This is a genomic window from Macrococcus bovicus (genome assembly GCF_004359575.1).
In the GTDB taxonomy this organism is placed as follows: Bacteria; Bacillota; Bacilli; order Staphylococcales; family Staphylococcaceae; genus Macrococcus; species Macrococcus bovicus.
On sequence record NZ_SCWF01000005.1, the window covers coordinates 108,898 to 134,660 of the forward strand.

Consider the following 25,763-nt stretch of genomic DNA (forward strand, 5'->3'; position numbering starts at 1 on the left):
TCCTATCATTCCCATTATAACGCAAAAAAGAGTAACCGAAGTTACTCCTTTGTTAAAAGTCTGATGACCTTAAAATGTAGAATGAAGGCACCGAGCGCCATGATAAATAACGAGAGAATCGCCACCCGACTCGCCATCGCCCCGTAGTCACTGAGCAACCAGGTAATGGTACCATATATAAAGGGACCTATAACAGCTGATAGTTTGCCGCTCATTGAAAAAAGACCGAAGAACTGTCCTTCATGTTCAGCAGGTGACAATTCAATGATAAGTGTCCGTGATATCACCCAGATAGAACCCATGGCAACGCCGAAGAGAATCGCACATACATAAAACCATTCTTTGGCCAGGGGCAGGCTTGCGAGAACTAAAGCTATCATCAGTACAAGTGCAACCCATTGTAGTGCTCTTGCTGAGCCGATATGTTTCGCGATATAACCGAAGATAAAAGCACCGATAACGCTGAAGACTGTCGCAATCAGGAAGATGCTGATAAACTGACTGTTCGAGAAGCCGACCACTGTCGTCGCATAAGGCTGCATCATACTGATAGCGGTTGCCAGCGCATCGTTCAAGAAAAAGTAAACAATCAGGAAGACATAAATAGCAGGTTCCTGCCGAGCAAGCTTAAAAGTCTCCCAGACTTCCTGATAACCATTGACCGTTTTCTCTCTCTTCACTTCACGATCACCATCTCTGCCGAAAATGAAAATTGGCAGACTGAAGATCAGAAAAAGAATCGCTGTCGGAATAAAGGTCTCAGCTGTCGGCCCCTTACCGACTAACGCTGTGACACCGAGAACTCCTACTAGCGTTCCAAGATACCCTAAAGCGACACCGAACCCCGATATCACTGAATGGTCCTCTTTCGGTGCAAGACTGCTCATCATAGCATCATAGAAGACAAGACTGGAGTTATAAGTAAACTTCGCAATGGTAAAAAGGATGATGGTGAGTAAAAATGTGGCCGGAAGACCGAATACCGATTGTTTTAAAGCGATGCTGTTTACGTACCCCATAAGATACGTACAGCCAAAAACAATCAGCGTGAAAATAATGATCCATTTTTTCTTCTTATTCGTACGGTCAATATAAACGCCGTACAGCGGACTCAGTAAAATCAGAAAAAATGCGGCAATACTTGCAGAATAGGCAATCCAGGTTGAAGCGATCTGCTCCTGTACCGGGTTCGTCCCCAGTTGTTCCGTAACGAACTGCGGGAAAAACAACGTGATGATATTCGCACTGAAAATCGTATTACTGAAATCATAGAGGGCCCAACTCAGGACCGGGACTGAAAGCAGCAGTCTGATATCTCTTTTCATAGAGGCTCCTTTTACACCTTAGTTTCATCTCTTTTATTATAGAGGACTCGGTCGAAAAAGAAAGCTGTTTCTCATGAAACAGCTTGATCATGACTGCAGAATTTCTGCAGTTCATTCAGCATTCCTCTTAAATAATCCGCTTCCGGCAATTCCGGTAGCTCTACTTTATCAAGAGACCGCTGATATTCAATTTGTTTTGCGACATGTGCAAAAGTCAGCATATAGACACTCAGTGTATGGTCATCCAATGGTTGCGGCGACTGCTTTTGCAGACGATTAAGTGCAAAGCTGATCTGTTCGAGAAGTGTGATAACCGCGTAATAGGATTCAACTTGTGCCTTATCAGCAGTCAGTTCGCCTGATGCCTGAGTATAGGTGAGTCTGGTATTGAAGACCTGCTGATTAAGCGGAAACGAACGTCTTCTGACTTCTGTCTCGTGTTCATTTGTGAACAGATCATGGAAGACCACAGCTTCCTGACGTAATAACGAAGCTAACATATGCGGCAGCCGAGCATATGCCGTTACACGTCCAAGGAGGAGGGTGCCGAGTACCGCAATAAGGACACCGATAATGGTATCCGTTATTCTTAACAAAGCAAAATCCTGTGACAGATGTCCTGCTACAATAGCAGACATCATGAGAACCTGAATGGTGATGAAGATCATGGCAAGAGAATAATTGGAAGCCACAAACATTTCTGTAATCCCGCCGGTCACTGCAACAATCAGCAGAATAGTAAGCGGACTGGGACTAAGAGGCAGAATGGCAAGTATGATCAGCAAGCCGATAGACGTACCGATAATACGGGCCCCGGCCCGCTGCATGCTCGACACCGTATGAATACCCAGCATAACAGTATGAGCTGACAATACCACCCAGTAAGGTCGTTCAATATTAAAGAGCAGCGCCATCGTCACAGCTGCCGTGATAATAGCTGCATACTTTAAGGTCATGATAAAAACCATCGATTCCGGTGTCAGGTTCTGTATAAGACATTCTACATAGTTAACATCCCTTGTACGCATCTTATATGACAATTGTTCCGGGGGTGCATTCAAGACTTCTTCTGTGCGAAAGAGTGCAGCTGCAAGGGCTTCGAACTGAGGCTCAACATCCACAGACTTCTTCCAGGAAACAGGTGCTTGATTTTCTATACTTAGACAGAGATATTCGAACATGTCTATAATATCTCCTGGTATTGCCTTGTGACCACGAGAACGAAGCTCCAGTAACTCCGCAAAGATAACCTGCGCCATTTCATGGAGCAGCAATTGTCTTTCATAGTTGACTTTATTCTCTTTCACTAAGCCGATATCTGCACTTCTCAGCGTCTGGCTGCTGGAACTGAAGATCTGCAGGGCCTGCTGATTCGCTTTGCTGAACGGCTCAACATCTGAAAAATGGTGAGCAAGTGTGAACAGCGTGCGGAAATCATTGATGACGGCCTGTTGCTGCACCGTATTTTTGAACAGCAGCGCCTCAATATAGACAACGAGTACAGTCAGGAGCCCGCCAAGCATGACGAGTGCACCTCGGTAAAGCGCTGTTTCAGGATGATACGGCATGAACGAAGCAAGACCAAACGCCACGATAAAAAATGTGGCTGACGGTCCTTTAACACCTAGCGCAGTAAAGATATAGAAAGGTATCACTGCAAAAGCGGTCAGCAGGATGGCATAGAGGAGTGCATGGTGTCCGACCAGTGAACCCAAAATCATGGCCAGCGCTAATGTCGCACTCACCATTAAAGCTGTCTTTATCTTAGATTTGAGCGTGCCACCGAAAAGGTAGATATGAGACAATGCGCCCATCGATACAAGGAGTCCGGTCTGCAGCTGACCGAATAAATAGAAGATAAATAAAGCGATAAACATAAGAAGTCCTTGTCTGATGCCTTTAGGAACATCTATTTTAGCAGCATCAATTGACAGCAGCGACTGATAATAAGCCTTCAAATAAGGTCCACCTTCCCATAAAAAAACCACACAAATCAAATTTGTGAGGTTCTTTATCATTTATATCAAGCATAGTCCTGAAAAACTAAATTTTCAAGTCTGTGGCCTTTATTTCACTGCCTCATAACCGCCTTTTATATTAATGGCTTGTTTATAGCCCAGTCTTTCAAGAATACTCATGGCGATTGCGCTGCGAACACCTGACTGACAGTGAACATAGATTCTGTCATCCTGACTGAACGGAATATCTTCGGCCAGCAGTTTACCGAAGTGAAGATGTTTTGCACCTTCAAAATGGCTGTCATCCCATTCTTTTTGTGTACGAACGTCCAGAATATTGATGCCTTCTTTATCTTTTCGTTTAAAGTCAGCGGATTCAATCTGTTCATAGCCTGGTCCATTCACTTTATTGCCCGGTAAATAACCCGTCACTGCATCAAAGCCGATCAACTTCAGTTCATCTGCTGCCTGTTGAACCACTTCGAAGTTTCCGATTAACTGAAGCGGCTCTTCATAGTTCAGATACCAGCCGGCAAAACTGAGGAACTTCTTATTGTAAGGAACATTGATGCCCTTACTGCCATTCTCCGCAAATACTTCTTTCGGTCGTAAGTCCAGTATAACGGGTGCGGTCAGTTCAGTGACCGGCATAACCGGTTCAGCGGAATAAGGTCTGACGCCGTCACGGTTGATTCTTTTCATCTCCTTGAAATAATACGGAGGCTCAGGCTGCTCGCTGGTCAGTGCCTGAATAAAACTTTCTTCATCCTCATACTGGAATGCCCAGCTGTTCACGCGTTCGTAGCCGAGCGTCGTCACTGGCACTGCGCCTAACGACTTGCCGCATGCGCTGCCTGCGCCGTGCCCCGGCCAGATCTGGATGTAATCCGGTAAGTCAGCCATTTTCTTAAGTGACTGGTACATCTGTTTCGCACCGATTGCGGTAGAATCCTTGACGCCGGCAGCAGTCTCCAGTAAGTCGGGACGACCCACGTCACCTACAAAGATAAAGTCCCCTGTAAACAGACCCATCGGAATATCGGACTGATTATCAGTGAGCAGAAAACTGATGCTTTCAGGCGTATGGCCAGGTGTATGCAACACTTCAAGCTTAACGTTACCCACCTTAATCACATCGCCTTCTACCAGACGTTCTGCTTCAACATCTTTGTACTGCCAGTCTTCGCCGCCTAAACCAGATACATAAGCTTTAGCGCCTAGTCTGTTCACTGCTTCGCGCAGACCTGATGCAAAATCTGCATGGATATGTGTTTCAGTCACATATTTGATCGCAAGGTTCTCACTTTCTGCTGCCTCAATATAGGGCGTCAGGTCGCGGAGAGGATCAATAATGATTGCTTCTCCTGTTTTCTGACAACCGACGATATAAGACATCTGCGCTAACGGACCGTTAAAAAATGATTTAAAATACATATTCTCTCTCCTTCTTAAATAAATAGATTTAGGTTCGCTTTTTCTGTATCGCCGAGGTAAGTAGCTACGCCACCGTATTCTACACCGTCAATCAGTTCTTCTTTAGTGACAGCCATGATATCCATACTCATGGTACACGCGACCATTTTCACGCCCATTGACTGTGCTTTCTCGATCATCGTTTCTAATGAATCCACTTTCTTCTTGTTCATGACGTGGCGAATCATACGGGCACCCATACCACCCATATTCATTTTAGAGATCGGCAGCTTACCTGCGTGTTTTGGCATCATCTGTGCGAAAGCTTTATCCAGTCCTTCTTTCGCCACTTTTATACCCGGTTTCTTAATGACGTTTAATCCCCAGAAGGTGAAGAACATCGTGACTTCTTTACCATAGGACGCTGCACCTGTTGCAATAATGAATGACGCAAGTGCTTTATCGAGGTCTCCACTGAAGACAACCATTGTCGCTCCATTTTTCGTCTCAACGAGCTGGTGTCCTTCAGCGTCATTCATGACATTGACCGGTAAGGCACGCCCTTTTTGGACAACGGCTTTCACTTTGCCGCCTTCTGTCTTATTGCTGATTACCGTATTGCCTGTCGCATTCGCCCACGCATCAATATCTGTACAGAAGCCGAAGTCTGTCACGTGGATTTCAAGCTGTTCCCCTTCCTGCATCTCATCAATATTCTCTTTCACTTTCAGGATCGGACCCGGACACTGCAGGCCGCTCGCCTCAATAAATCTTCTGTTTTCACTCACTGTTTTCACCTCTTCTTTAACTGTTTCTTTCTTGTCAACCACGGGTTTTGGCGCTGTGTGCAGCTGCTTGTATAATTTATAGCCGCCGTCCAGGTTGATAACGTCAAAACCATGATTCTTCAGGATACGGGCTGCATTATAACCGCGCTGACCCACCTGACAGAAGACGGTGACAGGTACATTGCGGTCCAGTTCATTCAGCCGTTCTCTGAGTGAACCGAGTGGTATATTTTTTGCGTTATTAATGGTACCCATGTCATATTCAATCGGTTCACGGACATCAATCAGCTGCTGAGCATCTGATATTTCATCGTGCTGCGCCATCTTCATCTGATCAGTCAGGACATTTTCTGCTATGTAGCCTGCCATATTGACCGGATCCTTCGCTGACGAGAACGGTGGCGCATAAGCGATTTCTATCTTCTGCAGATCAACGACTGACTGTTTAAATGTCATCGCACTAGCGATAAGATCAATCCGTTTATCAACACCTTTACGGCCCACTATCTGTGCACCATAAATTTCACCTTGCGGACTGAAAATGACTTTAATGGTCATCGGTGTCGCACCTGGATAATAAGAGGCATTCGATTGACCAGATACGTGAATGACGTGATATTCCTTATCTAATTGTTTTAATGCTTTTTCATTTAATCCAGTACTTGCCACATTTAAATCAAATACTTTGGCTATGGCAGTACCAATCGGTTTTAGCGGCTCAAACGTTTTACCATTTAAATGGTCTGCCAACAGACGACCTTGGCGGTTCGCTATCCAGGCAAGTGGTATATGTGCTGCCTGACCGCTTATTTGATGTGTCACTTCGCTGACGTCACCGATCGCATAAATATGTGCATCGTTCGTCTGAAATACGTCGTTCGTTTTAATCGCTTTTTTAAGACCAAGTTCAAGACCCGCTTCTTCTGCGAGCGTTGATTCCGGCAGGACACCGATTGCCATAATGACCATATCGGCAGTCAAGGTCTCGTTCGTGCTGGTTGTAACTGTCTGTGAATCAATCCGTGTAATCGACTGTTCCAGTCTCAGATCGACACCTTGCTGGATGAGATGTTCATGAATACCTTGTGCCATATCGAGATCGACACCTGGCATCACCTGATTGCCGAGCTCAAATAAAGAAACTTGAATCCCTAATGCATGCAGGTTCTCTGCCATCTCAAGACCGATAAAGCCGCCGCCGATGACTGATGTGGTCTTAACATTCTTCTCTTCAATATAAGTTTTGATTTGATCCATATCCGGGATATTTCTTAAAGTGAAAACATGTGACTGCTCTTTTCCTTCAACAGGAATCTCAATCGGTTTCACACCTGTTGATAAGATTAGAATATCGTAATCGATGACTTCTTCCTGGCCTGCTGTCTTCACTAATAGCTGCTGCTCTGCTCTATTGATTTTCAATGCTTCCGTCTGAATGCGGACGTCAATATTCATCCGGTCATGCATCAGTTCTGGAGTCTGTATCAATAATTTATTTCTATCTGTAATTTCATCACCGATATAGTAGGGTAAACCGCAATTGGCGAATGAAACATGCGGCCCTCTTTCTATTAAAATGATGTGGTCTTCTTCGTTCAGTCTTCTCAGCCGGGCTGCTACAGATGCACCGCCTGCAACGCCTCCAACAATAACTATACGTCTCATCGTATTTTCCTCCTGTTTTTTAATACCTATGGGGGTATCATAATATGGTTTAAACGATTTGTCAAATACCCCGTACGGTATTTTTTGATTGACATTTATACCTCAGGGGGTATATAGTAATGTCACTGTAAAAAAAGAAAGTAGGGATGATATGAAATACGATAAAAATTCCATTAACCGTTTGAAACGGCTGCAGGGACAGTTGAATGGTGTCCTAAAGATGATGGAAGAAGAAAAAGACTGCAGAGAAGTGGTGACGCAGCTGAGTGCTTCCCGGAGCGGTATTGAAAGACTGATCGGTGTAATTGTCAGTGAGAACTTAGCCGAATGCGTCAAAGAGAATGTCAAAAATAATGAAGATACAGATGAGCTCGTAAAAGAAGCTGTCAATCTGTTGATCAAAAGTAGGTAGAAAATATGAAAACCATCACAGTCAAAAGTTTAGAACAGTTGCTTAAACAGCAGGCAGATATCAAGCTGATTGATGTCCGTGAACGAGATGAGTTCTCAGTAGATGGCATTAAAGAGGCAGAAAATATTCCGTTATCAGAGCTTGAAGCGAGAACGTCCGAGTTCAATCAGACAGATGAATACGTGATCATCTGCCGGTCAGGTAACCGGAGCGGCATGGCCTGTCAGTATTTAGAGGAATCAGGCATTCACACAACGAATGTCCAAGGCGGAATGATTGAATGGAATAGACGATGACACTTTTTATCCTCCTCCTCTTCATCGGAGCCATCGGGGCATTTGTTTCAGGGCTGGTCGGCATTGGCGGCGCTATCATTATCTTTCCGATGCTCCTCTTTATTCCACCGCTCTTTGGTATCGATACCATCACGCCGCATCTTGCAAGCGGTCTGACAGCCGCACAGGTTTTCTTCAGTACACTGAGTGGCAGCATCAGCCAGCGCAGTAATCCAGATGCGAGCCGTCAGTTAATCGTGCCGATGGGAGCAGGGATTCTGCTCGGCAGTATAGGCGGTGCATACAGTGCTTCTCTCTTTGATGAACGTATCATCAATATCGTCTATACAGCCCTCGCTATACTCGCTGTTATCCTCATGTTTGTCAAAGTAAGACCCGAACAGACAAAAACACAGTTCAATTCCGTTTTATTATTCGTCGCAGCTACTTTAATCGGTTTTCTATCGGGCATTGTGGGCGCTGGGGGTGCTTTTATTATCGTGCCCGTCCTGCTCGCTCTATTCCGTGCGCCTTTTAGAAGTGTGGTGGCGAGCAGTATTATAATCGCCTTTATCTCTTCTATCGGGACTTTTCTGATTAAAGCGGCGACGGGAGATGTGGATTTCATACTGATGATACCTCTTGTCATCACAAGCTTGATCATGGCACCAGTCGGTACACGTATCTCTAAAAAAACAAATCAGTCGGTGCTGCGCTATATACTCGCAGCTCTTATAGCAGCTGCTGCTATTAAAATGCTGCTGCAAATTCTATAACAAAAGCGCTCAAGATACTAACTTGAGCGCTTTTTCATCTATCTGTCGATGATGGACTGGAAGCCGCACTGCAAGTCATACGGACCGGAACGTGCGATAACCGAGTCAATTAGCATATTTTGTGGGTGAATCCGGCTATTAAAAATCCTTCTATTTCCAAGGAAATAGAAGGATGATGGATTAATGTCTGATTAAATAGTCAAATGCACTGAGGGCAGCTGTTGCGCCTGCGCCCATAGAGATGATGATTTGCTTGAATGTCTGATCTGTACAGTCACCTGCTGCAAAGATACCTGGCACATTTGTCGCACCGTTGCGGTCAACGATGATCTCGCCACGTTCATTACGCGCAACTGTGTCGCCGACAAATTCAGTGTTCGGTACAAGGCCGATCTGAACGAAGACACCTTCTAAGTCGATTGATTTTTCTTCACCTGTATGGCGTTCCGTATAAGTCAATCTGCTTAGTTTATCTGTACCTGTCAGTTCTTTTGTTGCGGCCTGCGTGATGATTTCAGAGTTCGGCAGTGAAGCCAGACGTTCCTGCAGGACAGCATCTGCACGCAGCGTATCACCGAACTCAAGTAATGTGACGTGCTCTGTAATACCTGCTAAATCAATTGCTGCTTCAACCCCTGAGTTACCACCGCCGACAACTGCGACACGCTTTCCTTCGAAGAGCGGGCCGTCACAGTGCGGACAGTAAGCGACACCTTTGTTTTTGAATTCAGCCTCACCCGGCACATTCATGTTACGCCATTTAGCACCCGTACCGATAATTAAGGTTTTAGAAGACAGTTTCGCACCGTTATCCAGTTCTACTTCAACCATATCGTTGACTTTCTCAATGCTCTTAGCACGGACTGCTGTCATCACATCGATATCATAGTCACGGATATGTTCACCTAGGTTCTGTGATAAAGCAGGACCTGTCGTCTCTTTAACACCGATCAGGTTTTCGATGCCTGCTGTGTCATTGACCTGGCCGCCGATCCGTTCTGCTACCATACCTGTCCGCAGACCTTTACGTGCTGCGTAGATAGCTGCTGCTGCACTTGCAGGACCGCCGCCGATTACCAGTACTTCGTAAGCTTCTTTCGCATTCAGTTCGTCTGCGTCCAGACCACCGCCGACTTGCGCGACAATTTCGTCCACTGTCATGCGTCCGCTGCCAAATTCTTCACCGTTCAGGAAGATGCTTGGCACTGCCATGATATCTTTAGATTCTTCGCGGAAGACTGCACCATCAATCATGGTATGTGTGATATTCGGATTCACGACAGACATCAGATTCAGAGCCTGTACGACATCCGGACATTTGGTACACGTCAGACTGATATATGTTTCAAAGTGAAGCGGCTGGTCTAACTTGGCAATCTGCTCAAGTGTAGACTGCTCTTCTTTCGGCGCGCGGCCGCTGACTTGCAGGAGCGCTAATACAAATGATGTGAACTCATGACCTAAAGGCACACCTGCAAATGTAATTCTTGCTTCTTCATCTGGACGTCCCACTGTAAAGCTAGGCGTCCGTTTCAAGGAAGATTCTTTTAAAGTGATGCGCGATGTCATCTCTGCGACTTCTTTTAGTAAGTCCATCATATCCTGTGATGCTTTATCTTCTCCGGCACTTGCTGTCAGGACCACTTCTCCTTCAAGCAGTTCAAGATACTGTGCCAGCTGCTGTTTCAACGTTTTGTCTAACATCGATATCCCTCCTCAAATAAGTGCCACAACGTTCTAAGAACGTTGTGGCTTTTTTTCTCTCAATAGTGAGAGTCGTCTTAGATTTTACCGACTAAGTCAAGACCAGGCGTTAATGTCTCTGATCCTTCTTTCCATTTAGCCGGACATACTTCACCGTCATGTGTACGCACATATTGAGCAGCTTTGACTTTATCTACAAGTACGCTTGCTTCACGGCCGATGCCGTCGTTGTTGATTTCCATTGTTTGCACTACACCGTCCGGATCGATCAGGAATGTCGCACGTTGAGCCAGACCTTCAGCTTCGTCTAATACATCAAAGTTGCGAGCGATAGTGTGAGATGGGTCACCGATCATTGTATATTCAATTTTAGAGATAGCATCTGAGTGGTCATGCCACGCTTTATGTGTGAAGTGCGTATCACAAGATACAGAGTAAACATTAACCCCTAAATCCTGTAATGCTGCATAGTGATCTTGTAAGTCTTCTAATTCAGTCGGGCAGACAAACGTGAAGTCAGCTGGGTAGAAGCAGACAATACTCCAGTCGCCTTTCATTGACTCGTTAGATACCTCAATGAATTTATCCTCTTTAGGATTATAAGCGTTTGCTGTGAATGGCAAGATTTCTTTGTTGATTAATGACATGAATGAACCCTCCGAATAATGAATAGATTTTAGATTATAATTATTATAATCTAGTACTCCCCTATTGTTACATGATTGCTGTTTGAAGTCAATGAAGAAAGCTTGAATGAAATATGACTTTTTCATCCTATAGATGAACATTTTTACCATCCGTCTGCAACGTGATGATTATCAGTAGAAGGCTTATATTCTCAACGGAAATGTAAGTGATATGAATTCAATATTGAGATGATTTAAAAAATTTAAGTCATACCAAAAATACATTGAACTTTTTTCACAATCAAACTATAATGAAAGCGAGATAAATGTGAATTATTTCACAATTAAAAGGAGCGTTCTTTATGGACCAAACAGTAAACCGCATTTCTGCAAAAGATTTTATCAACAAAGTGTTAGCCGGGGTTGCGCTCGGTATAGTCGTCGGTTTAATTCCGAATGCTATTCTCGGTGAGTTATTCAAAGCATTGACGCCTTATCATCCTATTTTCGCCACGTTAAACAGCGTGGTAGTCGGTATCCAGTTCACCGTACCAGTCCTCGTGGGTGTATTAATCGGCATGCAGTTCAAACTTAATCCGATTCAGACAGTGATTGTCGGTACAGCCGCATTCGTAGGTAGTGGTGCTGCTATCTTCAAAGAGAATGCATGGGTCTTAACAGGTATCGGAGACTTGATTAACACGATGATCACCGCTTCTATCGCCGTCTTATTGATTCTCTGGATCAAAGACCGCTTAGGCAGCCTGACTATTATCCTCCTGCCGATTATAGCGGGTGGTATTGCAGGGTTTATCGGGATCATTCTATTACCTTACGTCAAACTCATCACATCAAGCCTCGGCCAGCTGATCAACAGCTTCACTACTTTACAACCGATCGTTATGTGTCTTCTGATTGCGATTTCATTCAGTATACTGATTGTTTCACCTATTTCAACGGTGGCCATCTCTATGGCGATCGGTATCTCCGGGCTTGCCTCTGGTGCCGCGAATTTAGGGGTCGCTGCCGCTGCCTGTATGCTGGTCGTCGGTACTATGCCCGTCAATAAAGCGGGCGTCCCTATCGCTGTCTTTCTGGGTGCCATGAAAATGATGATGCCAAACCTTCTCAAATATCCGATCATTGCTTTGCCGATTGCACTGACAGCCGCCGTTACAGGAGTGGCCGGTAGTCTGATGGGTATCCAAGGAACTAAAGAATCAGCAGGTTTCGGCTTTTCTGGTCTCGTCGGACCCATCAATGCTTTTAAATTCATGGAAGGCAATGCCATGATGAATCTGTTGCTGCTGATTCTGGTCTATTTTGTCATTCCATTTGTATCAGCATTCATCTTCCATTACTTATTCACCAAAGTATTTAAACTGTATGATCCAGACGTATTCAAATTCCAGACTGAAAGTGAGGATAAATAAATGACTAAAATAATGATGTTCGGTGCCCGCGAAGACGAAAGACCTGCCGCTTTGAACTGGGCGGAGAAAAACAACGTGGCGCTCACTATCTCCTCTGAAATTCTGACACCTGAGACAATCGATTTGCTTAAAGGTTATGATGGTGTGACGACACAGCAGACCGGAAAACTGGCACCCGAAATTTATGAGCGTTTAGCAGCTATCGGTATCAAACAGATTGCACAGCGCAGTGCCGGTTATGATATGTATGATTTGGAAGCGGCCAGAGCCCATCACATCATTATCTCAAATGTACCAAGCTATTCACCGAACTCTATTGCAGAATATGCCGTCACTATGGCTCTCAATCTCATCCGTAAAACCACGCTCATCGATGAGCATGTCAGACGTCATGATTTCAGATGGCAGCCTGCTATCATGTCTAAAGAAATCAAAAGTCTGACCGTCGCAATCATCGGTACAGGACGTATCGGTCAGATCACCGGAAAGATATTTAAAGGTTTTGACTCGACTGTAGTCGGCTACGATCTCTATCCGAATGACCAAGCGAGAGAATGGATTGATTACAAAGATTCTATAGAAGAAGCAGTTAAAGAAGCGGACATCGTCTCCCTGCATATGCCAGCAACAAGTGACAATCACCACCTCTTCAATAAAGAGATGTTCGCTCAATTTAAAAAGGGTGCCATCCTCATCAATGCAGCACGTGGCAGTGTGGTTGATACCGCCGCTCTCATTGAAGCCACTGATAATGGTCAGCTGGCTGCTGCTGCACTTGATACGTATGAGTTTGAAAGCAGCTATTTCCCCAAAGACTTCAGCGGTCAGGAGATTACAGACAAAGATCTGCTGCGTCTGATTGAACACGACAAAATTATTATGACACCTCATATCGCCTTCTATACAGATGTCGCCGTAAAAAATCTGGTCGAGGGCGGCTTGAACGCAGCACTCGAGGTCATTCAGACAGGTACTTGCCAGACAAGACTCAACTAAAAATACGCCCGCCTATTTAAAGGCGGGCGTATTCTACTTCTCCAAGTAATAATGCACAATATGCTCGAGCATGACCGGCAGCTCTTCGAAAGCACTTTGTCTGTTCAGTCTTTCTGTTACCTTATGGGCATCCTTACCAATCGGTCCGCAGTTAAAGACAGGTGCCTGAATAGCATGGATTTCCTCAAATGGAATGTGATAGGTCCGGTTAAAGGTCGGCGTGTTATCCGCATAGACTTTTCCGCTGCCGGCGCTATCACTTAAACAGTAGCTCAAGTCACTGATACCATTGAAATAATGCAGACGTTTACTCTCACGGCCATAACTTGCGGCTGCATTTCTGACCTGCTCAATCAAATCTTCAATTTCCGCATGATAGGATGCATTGACCGCCGGATAATAAGGCGGTACAAAGAATGTGATCATCGCAGGACCGATTGCTTTACAGTTCTTCATCAACTCGTCTACGACATGAATGTTCTGCAGATACAGTGCCGGTTCTTCTATTGCTTGATTGATGATATGTTCCACTTTTTCCCGGCCGAGCTGCTCAGTTGCCTGCTGCAGAAGTTCTTCGTAAGTCAGCACTTTTATATCGAGCGTTCTCTCCACTTGTTCAAGTTCAAAGATCTGCTGATAAGCTTGTTCACATTTCACTTTTGCTTCCTTGACAATAGTATTGAACTGGCTGAAGACCTCTGCTGCGGTTTGTTTAAATGAAAAGACATTATATAGTGCGACAGAACGGAACGGCGTCTGTACATCATAATAATCTTTTAAATCTTTATTCATCAGCGCAACAGGCAGAGGTGTCGCTTCGTCTTCAAAAGTCTCCTTGAAATGACGGTTATATTCCATGAGCTGATTGACGAAGTTCAGCATGAAATTGGAACTGATTCCGTTCATCGGTGTGCCGACATGCGTTTCCTCACCATAACAAAGAACAGCCGGCATCAGTTTGCCGATAGAGCCAGAATAAACATAATGGGCATTATCCGATGCTTGCTGCTGGAAAGTCGGTTCACTGTTCAGATACAGGACAATATCCAGCTTTTCTTGCTGGACAATATCATACAGTTTCATCATCGCTGTACGCATACCGAGTGAATTCACTTCTTCATCAGGCACCGTCATGAGCAGCAGATTGATATCCCATTCCTCAAGAATCGCTTTTTCGATTAATGACAGATGAAGCATAAGACCCGGCTTCATGTCCATCGAACCACGTCCAAAGAGATATTCTCCGCTTGCCAGATCTTCTTTTGCTGTCGCATTCAAATAGGCATCGTCTTCTTTGAATAACGTTGTAATTGCATCCATATCAAATGCTGCCTGGGCATAATCACCGAAGTCATCGATGCCCACTGTATCGTAATGACTGATCAGTACGATGGTTTTTTTGGAGCTACTTTTGTAATGTGCCATCAGCGTATGCCGACCATCCCCAGTCGGCGCTAGGATTACCTGTTCTTTCCGCTCCTTAAAGTAAGGTAAATCCATAAGCATCTGCTGAATAAAGAACGGAAACTGCTTCTCTCCTTCTGACAGTGTCACACTATCAAATTGAACAATCTGCTTCAGAAGAGCTGCACGTGCTTCTGCGTTTTGCCATAAACTCATCATGTCTATCCCCTTTCATATAGTTCTATCATAAGCCCTGGCTCCTAAAAGATAAAGTACACATTTACTGTCATCATCTGACTATCAATCTGCATCATGATAGCGCTATCTTCATAAAAATACTGCACGCCTTATCCTGTCATTCAGGATAAGGCGCAGGCACATTCTATCTTACATCTTCAAGTCCAGTAATAGGCAAGGTAGCTGCCAAAAGAAACGCAGCGACAACTACCGCTGTCATCAGAATAATAAAGACTACATCATAAAAACTGAATGGCACGCGGTAATAGTAAGTTCGAGGACCATCCTTAAAACCCTTTTTCTCCATGGCAACAGCCAGCCGGTGTGCTTTACGTATATTCTGACTCATCAGCGGAATCAACAGATGCTTTAAACGTCTGACACCTCTGTACTGACCCGGATCTATCATCTGATAACGCATCTTCAGCGAATTTCTGAGCTGAAAGAAGGACTCTATCATCAACGGAACCATTCGTATCGCTGCCATAAAAGCATAGGCATACTTCGGTCTGACTTTTAAATGCTGCATCAGGCTATAGAAAATCATGACAATCTGAGTAGTAAAGGCAATCGTCAGCCCGAGACAGCTCACAGTAAGGGTCCTGAGCGACAGATGAAGACCTCTGAAGAGACTCTCTGTCGTAATATGAATCATCCCCCATTTAAAAAGTGTCCCGAGCCCGTCGCCATAGAAAATCATAAAAAGAGAAGAAGTGAGACTGAAGAGTGCGATAACTGAGAAAATGGCCAATACAAGCTTTAAGCGTGTTCCAGAAAAAAGCAGCATGAAAATGAACATCAATAATGTCATATAAAGCATGACATCAAAACGGTGGATGAAGATGACCAGAAAGAAGAGCAAGACACCCGCTGCCATCTTCGTCAGGATATTCACATGGTCCATTACCGTCATCCGTGTCTTAAACTGTTCATACATAGGGTGCACCCACTTCTTTCAGCTGATTCTCTGCAATATGGAAACGTCTTGTCGGATAACGTGACACGATATGCGGATCATGTGTCACCATCATCACGGTCTGACCTTTCTCCACCCGCTCCCGGAAAAGTGTCAGCAGCTGGAAGGTATTATGACTATCCAGGCCAAATGTCGGTTCATCGAGCAGAATCATATCTGCCGGGGAACTAAGCGCTGTCGCGACACTCAGCCGTCTTTTCTGGCCCATCGACAGTTCAAAAGGATGCTGATGACTGACATGCTCGAGCTGCAAAAGCTCAAGCATCTGTATCGTTTTATCTTGTGCCGTTTCCTTATTCTGATGATAGTAGTTGACGTAGACTTCATCATAGACGCTGTTCTCGATGAACTGGAGTTCCGGATTCTGATAGACCAGATACAGATGGGCGGCAGCATCGCGGACAGTTCGGAGTCTTTTATCCTGATAACACATCACACCATCATAAGGAATCATCTGCATCATCGCTTCAAGAAGTGTGGTCTTCCCTGTGCCATTCTGGCCGGTGATGACAATCCATTCCCCTAAACCGATCTGCAGCTCCTCGACTGCGTACAACGTTTTTTTAGCGCGTTTAATCATACCGTTCTGGTAGCTAAATACTGGTTCAACCGCTTCTTTACTCTGCAAAGAAGCAGGCGCGTACTGCCAGGCATTCGGATGCCATATACCATATGCCGATAAAAGTGATTCGTAATGCTCTAATATATAGGAAGGCGTACCGTCCTGGACAATCTCACCTTTTTCATTCATCACTATTACCCGGTCAACATGCCGCCAGATATGCTCGACTTTATGTTCAACAATCACTACTGTCTGGTCATGCCAAAGAGCAATCAAGAGAGACCAAAGCTGTTCTGTCGCCTGAGTATCCAGCATGGCAGAAGGTTCATCTAAAAAGAGGGTATCAGCCTGCTGAAGTAAAGTACCTGCGATTGCCATTTTCTGCTTCATGCCACCACTCAGCTGATGGATGAACTGACTTTTATCGACATCCAGATTCACTTCTCGAAGAACGCGTTCAATGCGCTGGTCCATTTCACCTCGCGGCACTTGTCTGTTTTCCAGAATAAATGCCAGCTCCTCATAGACTTTCGGCATACAGAACTGACTATCAGGATCCTGAAAAATCACAGCAGCATGCGGATCAATCAGCCGTTCCTCGTACTTCAGAGGCAGCTCGATCAACTCAGGTACAATACCTGCCAGTACGTTGAGGAGCGTGCTCTTCCCGCAGCCGGAAGGTCCTAATAACAGCACCTTTTCCTTTTCTTTGATATCAATCGATAACCCGTCAAATATCTTATCCTTAGCCCCAGGATATTTCAGCCGCAGATCTGTTACCTTAAGTTTAGAGTGCGTCATAATCTTCCTGTGATGCAGAGCGGAATAGACGGGTTACACCGGTCTGATCAAGTGCCTTGACGAGTATATAAGGGAGAATGCCCGCCAGCACTGCCCCGCTGAGCAGCCGGAAGACGATGAAAAGAATCAGATTCCACGTTGCGACTTCGCTCATATAACCATAGAAATAGTCAATCGGCAAACTGATGAAGGCCGCGGCAAGTCCTGCTAATATACATACCATGACACTACGGGAACGATATCTGAAAGCCATGAAAACCAGTTCACATGCCAGACCTTGCAATAAGGCAAAGACAAATGTCGGAATATCAAACTTCCCCATCACGATCGTTTCACCGGCACCTGCTGCAAATTCTGCCAGTAAAGCAATACCGAATTTGGGTACAATCAAGTAAGCCACGACAGCTGCTGCGAACCACATGCCATAAGTCAGCTGTTCAATATGCAGCCCGAACGGCTTAATGGCTTCATAAGGCAGCCACCATAAATTGTAGATGAAACCAAAAATGACTGCTACGAGCACTGTCACTAAAATATCTGATAACGTCAGACCTTTTCTCATTTCTATCTCCTCCTCAACAAAAAACACGCAACCATCACAAGATGATTGCGCGTCAAAAAAGACATAGAAAATAAAATCTACACACTTTCCTCCGCTAGCATCAACTAGATCAGGTTCAAAGGGTTCGAGGTTACCTCGTCTCAGTTACAATAACACCCCTAGTGTTTCTGTTATGTATTTGTATTTAAACTGTATACCTGTCCGTCCTTAAAGTCAATCATATTTCCGGAGAAATAAAAAAGCGATACCGAAGTATCGCTCATTCATATTAATCACGGTAGATGGCTCTTTCTTGTGTACCGCGTGCTTTATCCTTTTTATCATAGCCCAGCAGGAAGTATGCTGCTGTGACAACAGCAAGGAATACAAAGCCGATGATCACTGAAACACGTGTATCTGGATTGATCAGCATAAAGATCAGAACAAGGACTAAGAATCCAATTGTCAGCCAGTTTGTAACAGGGGCACCTGGCATCTTGAACGGATGATTCTCAATCAGTTCCGGATGTTTCTTTCTGAACTGCATATGGCTGATCAGAATCATGAACCATGGCACCATACCCGGCAGGATAGATGCACTGTAAACATAGACGAAGATTTTATCAGCGCCTGGAATAACAACGTTCAAGATAACACCTAAGAAAATACCGATAGAGATTGCCAGTACTGCATAGAATGGCACACCTGTTTTTAATACTTTACCGAAGATAGCTGGCATTTTTCCTTCTTGAGCCAGTGTATAAACCATACGGCTAGAACTGAAGATACCTGCGTTACAGCCAGACATTGCCGCCGTAATTACGACGAAGTTAATCAGTCCAGCTGCAACCGTAATACCGATTTTAGCGAATGTCGCAACAAACGGGCTGCCGATCGTACCTAACTCGTCCCATGGATAAACAGTAACGATAACAAAGATTGCACCGATATAGAAAATCAGGATACGCCATACAATGTTGTTAACCGCTTTTTGAATATTTTTCTGAGGATCTTTTGTCTCACCCGCAGTAATACCGATCAACTCAACACCTTGATAAGCCCCCACAACGATAGACAGAGCAAATAAGAAACCTGTCAATCCGTTCGGGAAGAAGCCACCATGTTCCGTTAAGTTACCGAAACCGATAGGGTTTCCACCATTCCCGAAACCGAATAAGATTACACCGAAGCCGGCAATAATCATCAGAATGATCGTGACAACTTTAATCATAGCGAACCAGAATTCGAATTCACCGAATGCTTTAACAGATGCCAGGTTCGCAACAGCGAGTGTGACAACTACAATCAGACCAGGAAGCCAAGTCGGTAAGTCCGGCCACCAGTACTGCATATACTGACCGACCGCAATGACTTCACTCATCCCGACGACTACCCACTGGAATATGTTACTCCAGGCCGTTGCATAACCCGCTGCCGGATGAATGTAATCATTGGCATACTGAGCAAATGAACCCGTTGTAGGATATAAGTAAACCATTTCCCCCATTGCGCGCATGATGAAGAATAAGAAAATACCTGCTACTAAATACGCAAAGAGTGCAGATGGTCCGGCCCAGTTAATAACGCTGGAAGCCCCCATAAATAATCCCACACCAATCGTTCCGCCGAGTGCAATCATCTGGACTTGACGTGAGCTCAGTCCTCTGTGTAATTGATTGTCTTCCATTAACTTTTACCTCTTTCCTTTATATAAGAAATATATTTTCTCTGTTATTATACAGTAATTTCACAAGTTGTAAATCACAAATTCATCGCTTTTAAGTAATAAAGTAAACTATTTCTGAATATTCTTCAGACTTGTAAAACCTTGCTATAATAGCATTTATAGATTATGTTATATACATATAAATAGAAAGACAGACCTTAATATCAATCATCATAAAGGAATAAGTACAAAATTTCACAAAGAGAACATAAGATTGTGAACACTATATTTCCATTATTATATAACAGAAAAATATAAAAAAACCGGAAGCATGGTTGCTTCCGGTTAATCTATCTATAGGACACGTCTGATCAGCGTTTTAAGCGGTGGCATTTTTTCAAGTTTACCTTCTTCAAGCAGTGAACGGATCTCAAACTTAGCATAGCCTAACATTTCATCAAAGACGATCTGGCCTGGCAGCGGGGCCGCATCCTGATCGACATATACGTTAACAATGACAGGTTTATTGGCTGCTTTTGCTTGTTGCATAGCCGGGGCAAGTTCTTCCGGTTTCGTGACATTGATCCCTATACCGCCGCAGCTTTCTGCAAATTTAGCATAATCAATATCTGCTAAATTGATGGCATATTCCAGTTCTCCGGCTGCCTGCTGTTCATATTTGATAAATGATAACTGCTGGTTATTCATGACCACTACAATCATCGGCAAGTTGTAGTAGACTGCAGTCACAAAGTCCTGCATCACCATTGAGAAGCCGCCATCACCGGCAATGGCAATGGCCTGACGCTCCGGAAAGGCAATCTTAGAGGCAATCGCACCTGGTAAGCCGCAGCCCATTGTGCCCAGCCAGGCAGATGTAATGAATTTATTCTGATGATCCAGTCTTAAATATCTTGTACTCCAGACTGTTGAAGTACCCACATCAATTGAGAACGTCGCATCTGGTTCAGCTATTTTCTCGATTTCTGTCATCACACGTTCCGGACGGATAGGGGTAGAGTCTTTCATACGGTCTTCTTCCAGCCACTTGTTCCAGTTCACCATATTTTCCTGACATGCCTCCAGGAACGGACGACGACTTACTGTATCACATGCCTGCGTCAACTCTGGCAGAATATCTTTAGCCTGACCTATCAGCGGAACATCCACATCATAACGTTTACCGATATTTTTCAAGTTAATATCAAGTTGAATACAGGGCACATGACCATCTGGCAGATAATTGACATACGGATAGTTCGTACCTAATAAGATAAGTAAATCCGCTTCTTTCATCGCTTCAAAAGCAGGTTTCGTACCGATCTTACCGATATTACCCAGTGACTGTGGATGCGTATCCGGAATAATGCCTTTACCCGGAAGTGTAATCATGGCAGGCGCTTTAATATGTTCAATGAAATGAATCACTTCATCCTTCGCATCTTTCGTGCCGACACCCGCAAGAACAACCGGGTTTTTACTGTTACGAATCAATTCCGCTGCTGCTGCGATTTTATCAGCCGGCGCCGTGAAGTGGGGTCTGATATATTCATATTTCTTATCAAGCGTATTATCCTCAATCTCCGTCTTAAGAATATCTCCCGGGATAGTCAATACTGCAACGCCTGATTCATCGTATGCTGTTTTAATCGCTTCATTGACGGTATCAAAGATGCGATTTGGGTCTGTTACAATCTGGTTGAATACTGCTACACCTTGAAACATAGTAGAGATATCTACTTCCTGGAAATAGCCTGTACCGATTTGATCTGTATTTGTATGCCCGCATAAGACAAGTGTCGGCACATTGTCCATTTTAGCATCATACATACCGTTCAGTAAGTGGACAGCACCTGGTCCGCCGATGCCTAAAGAAACAGCAATTTTACCTGTTAATTTTGTATAACTTGCCGCTGCAAGTGTCGCTACTTCTTCGTGTCTGACATTATAGAACTTGATGCTGTCTTCTTCGTGCTTAAGTGCATCTACCACTGAATCAATTGAGTCCCCTGGAATACCATAGACGTGGTCGATGCCCCAGTTTTTCAGTGCTTTGACCAATGCAAGATTTGCTTTAATTTTACCCATGATGATGCCTCCCTTAATTCTATACCTCTGTTATCTACCCGCCTTCTTTTTAATTTAATCACTTATCATGAGGCTCCTATCGCTAAAGAGGGTATAAGATTAACAAAAGGGGGGGTAATACATGAAAAAAATATTATTGACTGGTGGGACCGGGCTTGTAGGCTCTCGTTTGATTGAATCAGCTGACTATGAATTTTATATCCTGACCCGCTCAGATAAAGAAGATTCGAGAAATGTTAGATATATCAACTGGACTAATGACGATTATTTATCAAGCATTCCTGAAGTGGACCTGATCATCAATCTCGCTGGCGCAAGTCTTAGCAAACGCTGGACACAGGCGCATAAAGAGGCGATTGTTGACAGCCGAGTAGAATCGACAAAGAAGTTGGGAGCTATTATTGAACGGCAACAGAAGAAACCATTTCTGATTTCTGCAAGTGCGGTAGGCTATTACCCACCTGCCAAACATCTCACTTATACAGAAGCCCATTATTTCGAAGCATTTGATTTTCTCTCTAAAACCGTTCATTTATGGGAACAGGCAGCTGCTCAACTGGATGTACCGACTGCTTACTGCAGATTCGGGGTCATCTTCTCAAATCAAGGCGGCGCGCTCCCTTTAATGGTGAAACCGTATCAGCTCTATCTCGGTGGCAATATCGGTGATGGACAGCAAGTCTATTCATGGATTCATATAGACGATCTCATTCGGGCTCTTCTATTTATCTATGACCAGCAACTGACAGGTGTCTATAACTGTACGGCACCACAACCTGCCACACAGGAGGAGGTCGGGAAAGCAATCGCTGAAGTCCTCCATAAACCTCACCTCATACCTGTACCTGAGACGATGCTGAAGACGTTACTGGGTGAACAAGCGGTAATGGTCACGGAGGGTCAGCGTGTCCTACCGGATAAACTCACTGCAGCAGGCTTCAGGTTTAACTATCCAACTATTAAAGAAGCGATCACAAATCTATATGGCTGATCAAAAAGAAGAGAAAAAAGCAGTCGAAAAACGCTGGCGTGAGGAAAAATATAAAGTGATGTACCACAGTCAGCTTCACTACAACGAGATCAGACGCCTGATGAAAGAACAGCTGACGGATATCGATATCCTGAATGAACAGATCCGTGAGGCCTATAGGCTCAAGCCTACGCGCGGTTCTATGCTCAACACATATCAGCATCTATGGGGTTACTTCAAGAAAAAAGCGACAGCAGAAGAAAAAGAGGCCTTTCTGCTGTTACTGGAGCAAGTACCTGAAACAAATGACCTTATCAACCAGCTGCTTTATCAACTTGCGCATAAATATAAGGTTAAATATCTTCAAGAAAGCAGTATATTAAGTGAAAAAAACTGACGTTCAGACGTCAGTTTTTTTGGGTTGAAAGCCGCAGCGCGGACTGATGGTATCATTCAACCATTTGTCATGAAGAAGGCTCTGATAGGCTTCATACACTCCTTCGCCTTCCAGCTTTGTCTCCCCGTATACATAATAAGGGGGCAACGGATCGTGTGAAAATGCTTCCTGATTCGCGTATATGATATCTGCCAGCGTCTCCAGGTCTTCTTTAAAGGCCGCAGAACGTTTACCCCCTCGCCGCTGATGTTCCCGGTCCATTTCTACAAGCATGTGATAGAGATCCATGATATAAGGTTTTCCGTTATTATACGCCTGCTTGACGATAGGATGATGTAAATAACGCGTATTCCCTTCTATAATCTTCAATTCGGCCAGGCAGACACGAATAATCTGGTATAATTCGAGCACTTGTTTAGACAACCTTCTGTTATCCAAGTACTGCGCACTGACTTTATGATCAGCAGCTACTCTGAATATCTGCATATAACTCCTTCTTTATTATCAGTTTTAAATAGACGTACGTTAAAAATAATTTGCGAATTGTGTGTTGACGTTTACAGCGGTTATATCTATAATTATAAATCGTAACTATTACGTTTTATAGGAGGCACCATGAACTATTTTACTAAAGGACTCAGCATCGCATCTTTGACACTCATTTTAGCAGCATGTGGGACTCAGCAGGATTCAGTGAAAAAACATGCAGAAAAAGCCACTACTGAAATGAAGTCAGAAGAACATGCCCATCATCACGACCACGATCACCACCATCATATGTCAGCTGCCGACAAAAAGATCTATGAAGGTTACTTCAAAGACAACCAGGTGAAAGATCGTCAACTGACAGACTGGGAAGGTGACTGGCAATCAGTGTATCCTTATCTTCAGGACGGCACATTAGACCCCGTATTCGAACATAAAGCAGAAGAAAAAGACGAGATGACAGCAGCTGAATATAAGAAATACTATACCACCGGCTACCAGACTGATGTGTCACGCATCACTATCGGTGAAGACACGATTGACTTCTATAAAGGCAAGCACAAGATTTCCGGTAAATATCATTATGACGGCAAAGAGATTCTGACTTATAAAAAAGGAAATCGTGGAGTCCGCTTCATCTTCAAGAAAGTATCCGGCGATAAAGAAGCACCCGAGTATGTTCAATTCAGCGACCATAATATCGCACCGAAACTCGCTGAACATTTCCATATTTATATGGGGAATGACCGCGCGCAACTACTCAAAGAAATGGATCACTGGCCGACTTATTACTTCAGTGATATGTCAGGCAAAGACATCGCTCATGAGATGATGGCTCATTAATAGTGAAGGAGATATTCTGATGAATATCTCCTTTTATGCATGAGAAATTTTACCTGGCCGTACGGAACGATACCAGCCCAGGCACATGATAAAGATAAGGATGAGTTCGATCACATCACCGCCGTAATACATCACTACAGCACCGGCCTGGGCCTGCAGCACCTCTACACCAGCGGGTGGATATGGATAAAAGGACTTAGAGAGTATCTGATGCAGTGCAACAGAAACCATCATGACAACAGCCCGGAACTTAAAAGAATAAGGGTGTCTCACCGGGTCCAGTTCGAGCATCACCGCGGTGAATAAATAGCCTGCAGCGAAAATATGGAAATGAATCGCATAATACAGCCATGTATTATGATGCATCATCATAAACAAGTCAGTCCGGTAAAGCAGCCACAGCCCACCCGTATTGAGGATGGTCGCAGTGACCGGATGAGCAATGAACCGTATATAAGGACTAGCCATGAAACGGGAGAAGCGCCGGGCACTCTTAACAGGGAGTGTCCCTAAAAGTAATCTTAAAGGCATCGCAAGGACTAGAAGAAGCGGTGCAAGCATCCCCAGTAGAAGATGCCCGTACATGTGATAGACGAATTGATGATGCATCTCTTCTGCGAATGGCCCTACCATGACTATAACTGCACTGATCATGCCCGCTATCCACAGTACGGAACGATAGACAGGCCACTTTTTTCTGTAAGCTGCATACAAGTAGCCTGCGCTCATCACCAGTGCACAGAAGATGATAATCGCATCTACCGGGTTCCCTGAATGATGTGCGTGCATTACTTCATCATCTCTCTTTTACGTGACATGAAGAAGCCGATGACAATCATACATACGGCGACAACCAGCCAGATAATATCGTAAGTGAGGACATTGTCCACATAACGAATCTGATGCATGCGAAGCACTTTATGATTGATGATGCCATCATAAAACTGAAAAGAACCCATTCCCATCAATGTGCGTCCTATCCAGAACACCCAGTCCGTCTGATACTTCCTTCTCGCATCAGCCAGTAAAAATAGACCGAAAATAATAAAGAAGCCACACATCGAATTGAGGATCCCATCCGATAAGAGTCCAATCTTTTTCGTCATCTGATCATAGAAATGATGCCACTGAAGAAACTGGTGAAAGACAATTTCATCTATAAATCCAGCTAAACCGATGCCGAAAATAAAGCCGGACCATTTGTGTTCTTTTGCATAAGTTCCCATAGATTGCCTCCTTTTTCTATACTTATACCCAAGCTGCATATAGAAACACAAAAAAGAGACAACAATATTGAACATCACCCCGTCAAGTAGACACGTAAAAAAATAAAATCAGTTACTCGGCTGCGCTTGAATAAGCGCAGCCATTTTTAATGAAATTCTTTCTTTATTAAAAAATTTGATGTACTTAGTGAGTTC

General features: G+C 44.2%; 23 protein-coding genes and 1 riboswitch. Of the genes, 8 read left to right on the forward strand and 15 right to left on the reverse strand.

Features of this window, described 5'->3' with window-relative positions:
- Positions 1-41: 41 nt before the first annotated feature.
- From ERX55_RS06470 to ERX55_RS06485, 4 genes are all read right to left on the reverse strand, one after another.
- Positions 42-1,325, reverse strand: a complete 1,284-nt coding sequence (locus ERX55_RS06470; protein ID WP_133451752.1) for an MFS transporter — start codon at positions 1,323-1,325, stop codon at positions 42-44.
- A 71-nt stretch (positions 1,326-1,396) separates the two neighbouring features.
- Positions 1,397-3,283, reverse strand: coding sequence for an FUSC family protein (locus tag ERX55_RS06475; RefSeq protein WP_165983728.1), 1,887 nt, complete (start codon positions 3,281-3,283; stop codon positions 1,397-1,399).
- A 108-nt stretch (positions 3,284-3,391) separates the two neighbouring features.
- Positions 3,392-4,717 (reverse strand): MBL fold metallo-hydrolase, encoded by a 1,326-nt coding sequence (locus tag ERX55_RS06480; RefSeq protein WP_133451754.1) that lies wholly within the window; start codon positions 4,715-4,717, stop codon positions 3,392-3,394.
- Between the two features lie 14 nt (positions 4,718-4,731).
- Positions 4,732-7,149, reverse strand: a complete 2,418-nt coding sequence (locus tag ERX55_RS06485; RefSeq protein ID WP_133451755.1) for a DsrE/DsrF/DrsH-like family protein — start codon at positions 7,147-7,149, stop codon at positions 4,732-4,734.
- Positions 7,150-7,300: 151 nt separating this feature from the next.
- On the opposite strand from ERX55_RS06485, the gene ERX55_RS06490 reads away from it, so the two are divergent.
- The 3 genes from ERX55_RS06490 to ERX55_RS06500 are packed head-to-tail and all read left to right on the forward strand — an operon-like array spanning position 7,301 to position 8,612.
- A complete protein-coding gene (locus ERX55_RS06490; RefSeq protein WP_133451756.1) occupies positions 7,301-7,561 on the forward strand; it encodes a metal-sensitive transcriptional regulator in 261 nt (86 codons plus the stop codon).
- A gap of 5 nt (positions 7,562-7,566) precedes the next feature.
- A complete protein-coding gene (locus ERX55_RS06495; protein WP_133451757.1) occupies positions 7,567-7,857 on the forward strand; it encodes a rhodanese-like domain-containing protein in 291 nt (96 codons plus the stop codon).
- Positions 7,854-8,612, forward strand: coding sequence for a sulfite exporter TauE/SafE family protein (locus ERX55_RS06500; protein WP_133451758.1), 759 nt, complete (start codon positions 7,854-7,856; stop codon positions 8,610-8,612). The genes ERX55_RS06495 and ERX55_RS06500 overlap by 4 nt, the downstream gene beginning before the upstream one ends.
- A 180-nt stretch (positions 8,613-8,792) precedes the next feature.
- On the opposite strand, the gene ahpF is transcribed toward ERX55_RS06500, so the two are convergent.
- Together ahpF and ahpC are read right to left on the reverse strand one after the other, a co-directional pair.
- Positions 8,793-10,316: an alkyl hydroperoxide reductase subunit F gene (gene ahpF, locus ERX55_RS06505; protein WP_133451759.1), complete on the reverse strand. Its 1,524-nt coding sequence runs from the start codon at positions 10,314-10,316 to the stop codon at positions 8,793-8,795.
- A 77-nt stretch (positions 10,317-10,393) separates the two neighbouring features.
- Positions 10,394-10,963, reverse strand: coding sequence for an alkyl hydroperoxide reductase subunit C (gene ahpC / locus ERX55_RS06510; RefSeq protein WP_133451760.1), 570 nt, complete (start codon positions 10,961-10,963; stop codon positions 10,394-10,396).
- 341 nt (positions 10,964-11,304) lie between these two features.
- On the opposite strand from ahpC, the gene ERX55_RS06515 reads away from it, so the two are divergent.
- Both ERX55_RS06515 and ERX55_RS06520 read left to right on the forward strand, forming a co-directional pair.
- The gene (locus ERX55_RS06515; RefSeq protein ID WP_133451761.1) at positions 11,305-12,375 is read left to right on the forward strand and encodes a PTS sugar transporter subunit IIC; all 1,071 of its coding nucleotides are present in this window, start codon (positions 11,305-11,307) and stop codon (positions 12,373-12,375) included.
- Positions 12,376-13,371: a D-2-hydroxyacid dehydrogenase gene (locus ERX55_RS06520; RefSeq protein WP_133451762.1), complete on the forward strand. Its 996-nt coding sequence runs from the start codon at positions 12,376-12,378 to the stop codon at positions 13,369-13,371.
- 33 nt (positions 13,372-13,404) lie between these two features.
- Here ERX55_RS06520 and ERX55_RS06525 read toward each other — a convergent pair whose 3' ends face one another.
- From ERX55_RS06525 to ERX55_RS06550, 6 genes are all read right to left on the reverse strand, one after another.
- Positions 13,405-14,994 carry a M20/M25/M40 family metallo-hydrolase gene (locus ERX55_RS06525; protein ID WP_208001510.1) on the reverse strand — a complete coding sequence of 530 codons (1,590 nt, stop codon included), beginning with the start codon at positions 14,992-14,994 and terminating at the stop codon, positions 13,405-13,407.
- Between the two features lie 163 nt (positions 14,995-15,157).
- The gene (locus ERX55_RS06530) at positions 15,158-15,949 is read right to left on the reverse strand and encodes an energy-coupling factor transporter transmembrane component T family protein (protein WP_133451764.1); all 792 of its coding nucleotides are present in this window, start codon (positions 15,947-15,949) and stop codon (positions 15,158-15,160) included.
- Positions 15,942-17,351, reverse strand: a complete 1,410-nt coding sequence (locus ERX55_RS06535) for an ABC transporter ATP-binding protein (protein WP_133451765.1) — start codon at positions 17,349-17,351, stop codon at positions 15,942-15,944. Before ERX55_RS06535 ends, ERX55_RS06530 begins: the two co-directional genes overlap by 8 nt.
- Positions 17,338-17,913, reverse strand: coding sequence for an ECF transporter S component (locus ERX55_RS06540; RefSeq protein ID WP_133451766.1), 576 nt, complete (start codon positions 17,911-17,913; stop codon positions 17,338-17,340). The genes ERX55_RS06535 and ERX55_RS06540 overlap by 14 nt, the downstream gene beginning before the upstream one ends.
- A gap of 69 nt (positions 17,914-17,982) precedes the next feature.
- Positions 17,983-18,083: riboswitch (TPP riboswitch) on the reverse strand.
- Between the two features lie 98 nt (positions 18,084-18,181).
- Entirely contained in the window at positions 18,182-19,579 is a 1,398-nt protein-coding gene (locus ERX55_RS06545) for an amino acid permease (RefSeq protein WP_133451767.1), read from the reverse strand.
- A 333-nt stretch (positions 19,580-19,912) separates the two neighbouring features.
- A complete protein-coding gene (locus tag ERX55_RS06550) occupies positions 19,913-21,646 on the reverse strand; it encodes a pyruvate oxidase (RefSeq protein ID WP_133451768.1) in 1,734 nt (577 codons plus the stop codon).
- Positions 21,647-21,767: 121 nt separating this feature from the next.
- Between ERX55_RS06550 and ERX55_RS06555 the strand changes: the two genes are divergently transcribed.
- Positions 21,768-22,637, forward strand: coding sequence for a TIGR01777 family oxidoreductase (locus ERX55_RS06555; protein WP_133451769.1), 870 nt, complete (start codon positions 21,768-21,770; stop codon positions 22,635-22,637).
- Positions 22,630-23,013, forward strand: coding sequence for a YbgA family protein (locus ERX55_RS06560; protein ID WP_133451770.1), 384 nt, complete (start codon positions 22,630-22,632; stop codon positions 23,011-23,013). The genes ERX55_RS06555 and ERX55_RS06560 overlap by 8 nt, the downstream gene beginning before the upstream one ends.
- A gap of 3 nt (positions 23,014-23,016) precedes the next feature.
- Here the strand turns inward: ERX55_RS06560 and ERX55_RS06565 are convergent, their stop codons facing one another.
- Positions 23,017-23,499, reverse strand: a complete 483-nt coding sequence (locus ERX55_RS06565; RefSeq protein WP_133451771.1) for a pyrimidine dimer DNA glycosylase/endonuclease V — start codon at positions 23,497-23,499, stop codon at positions 23,017-23,019.
- A 129-nt stretch (positions 23,500-23,628) separates the two neighbouring features.
- Between ERX55_RS06565 and ERX55_RS06570 the strand changes: the two genes are divergently transcribed.
- A complete protein-coding gene (locus tag ERX55_RS06570) occupies positions 23,629-24,342 on the forward strand; it encodes a metal-binding protein ZinT (protein WP_133451772.1) in 714 nt (237 codons plus the stop codon).
- Between the two features lie 33 nt (positions 24,343-24,375).
- Here ERX55_RS06570 and ERX55_RS06575 read toward each other — a convergent pair whose 3' ends face one another.
- Both ERX55_RS06575 and ERX55_RS06580 read right to left on the reverse strand, forming a co-directional pair.
- Positions 24,376-25,131 carry a cytochrome c oxidase assembly protein gene (locus tag ERX55_RS06575; RefSeq protein ID WP_165983729.1) on the reverse strand — a complete coding sequence of 252 codons (756 nt, stop codon included), beginning with the start codon at positions 25,129-25,131 and terminating at the stop codon, positions 24,376-24,378.
- The gene (locus ERX55_RS06580) at positions 25,131-25,568 is read right to left on the reverse strand and encodes a DUF2243 domain-containing protein (protein ID WP_133451773.1); all 438 of its coding nucleotides are present in this window, start codon (positions 25,566-25,568) and stop codon (positions 25,131-25,133) included. The genes ERX55_RS06575 and ERX55_RS06580 overlap by 1 nt, the downstream gene beginning before the upstream one ends.
- Positions 25,569-25,763 lie beyond the last annotated feature (195 nt).

Excerpts from the sequence above, each read along its gene's own strand:
- ERX55_RS06470 (WP_133451752.1), bottom strand. The coding sequence starts at position 1,325 with ATGAAAAGAGATATCAGACTGCTGCTTTCAGTCCCGGTCCTGAGTTGG.
- ERX55_RS06480 (WP_133451754.1), bottom strand. The coding sequence starts at position 4,717 with ATGTATTTTAAATCATTTTTTAACGGTCCGTTAGCGCAGATGTCTTAT.
- ERX55_RS06485 (WP_133451755.1), bottom strand. The coding sequence starts at position 7,149 with ATGAGACGTATAGTTATTGTTGGAGGCGTTGCAGGCGGTGCATCTGTA.
- ERX55_RS06490 (WP_133451756.1), top strand. The coding sequence starts at position 7,301 with ATGAAATACGATAAAAATTCCATTAACCGTTTGAAACGGCTGCAGGGA.
- ERX55_RS06495 (WP_133451757.1), top strand. The coding sequence starts at position 7,567 with ATGAAAACCATCACAGTCAAAAGTTTAGAACAGTTGCTTAAACAGCAG.
- ERX55_RS06500 (WP_133451758.1), top strand. The coding sequence starts at position 7,854 with ATGACACTTTTTATCCTCCTCCTCTTCATCGGAGCCATCGGGGCATTT.
- ahpF (WP_133451759.1), bottom strand. The coding sequence starts at position 10,316 with ATGTTAGACAAAACGTTGAAACAGCAGCTGGCACAGTATCTTGAACTG.
- ahpC (WP_133451760.1), bottom strand. The coding sequence starts at position 10,963 with ATGTCATTAATCAACAAAGAAATCTTGCCATTCACAGCAAACGCTTAT.
- ERX55_RS06515 (WP_133451761.1), top strand. The coding sequence starts at position 11,305 with ATGGACCAAACAGTAAACCGCATTTCTGCAAAAGATTTTATCAACAAA.
- ERX55_RS06520 (WP_133451762.1), top strand. The coding sequence starts at position 12,376 with ATGACTAAAATAATGATGTTCGGTGCCCGCGAAGACGAAAGACCTGCC.
- ERX55_RS06525 (WP_208001510.1), bottom strand. The coding sequence starts at position 14,994 with ATGATGAGTTTATGGCAAAACGCAGAAGCACGTGCAGCTCTTCTGAAG.
- ERX55_RS06530 (WP_133451764.1), bottom strand. The coding sequence starts at position 15,949 with ATGTATGAACAGTTTAAGACACGGATGACGGTAATGGACCATGTGAAT.
- ERX55_RS06535 (WP_133451765.1), bottom strand. The coding sequence starts at position 17,351 with ATGACGCACTCTAAACTTAAGGTAACAGATCTGCGGCTGAAATATCCT.
- ERX55_RS06540 (WP_133451766.1), bottom strand. The coding sequence starts at position 17,913 with ATGAGAAAAGGTCTGACGTTATCAGATATTTTAGTGACAGTGCTCGTA.
- ERX55_RS06545 (WP_133451767.1), bottom strand. The coding sequence starts at position 19,579 with ATGGAAGACAATCAATTACACAGAGGACTGAGCTCACGTCAAGTCCAG.
- ERX55_RS06550 (WP_133451768.1), bottom strand. The coding sequence starts at position 21,646 with ATGGGTAAAATTAAAGCAAATCTTGCATTGGTCAAAGCACTGAAAAAC.
- ERX55_RS06555 (WP_133451769.1), top strand. The coding sequence starts at position 21,768 with ATGAAAAAAATATTATTGACTGGTGGGACCGGGCTTGTAGGCTCTCGT.
- ERX55_RS06560 (WP_133451770.1), top strand. The coding sequence starts at position 22,630 with ATGGCTGATCAAAAAGAAGAGAAAAAAGCAGTCGAAAAACGCTGGCGT.
- ERX55_RS06565 (WP_133451771.1), bottom strand. The coding sequence starts at position 23,499 with ATGCAGATATTCAGAGTAGCTGCTGATCATAAAGTCAGTGCGCAGTAC.
- ERX55_RS06570 (WP_133451772.1), top strand. The coding sequence starts at position 23,629 with ATGAACTATTTTACTAAAGGACTCAGCATCGCATCTTTGACACTCATT.
- ERX55_RS06575 (WP_165983729.1), bottom strand. The coding sequence starts at position 25,131 with ATGCACGCACATCATTCAGGGAACCCGGTAGATGCGATTATCATCTTC.
- ERX55_RS06580 (WP_133451773.1), bottom strand. The coding sequence starts at position 25,568 with ATGGGAACTTATGCAAAAGAACACAAATGGTCCGGCTTTATTTTCGGC.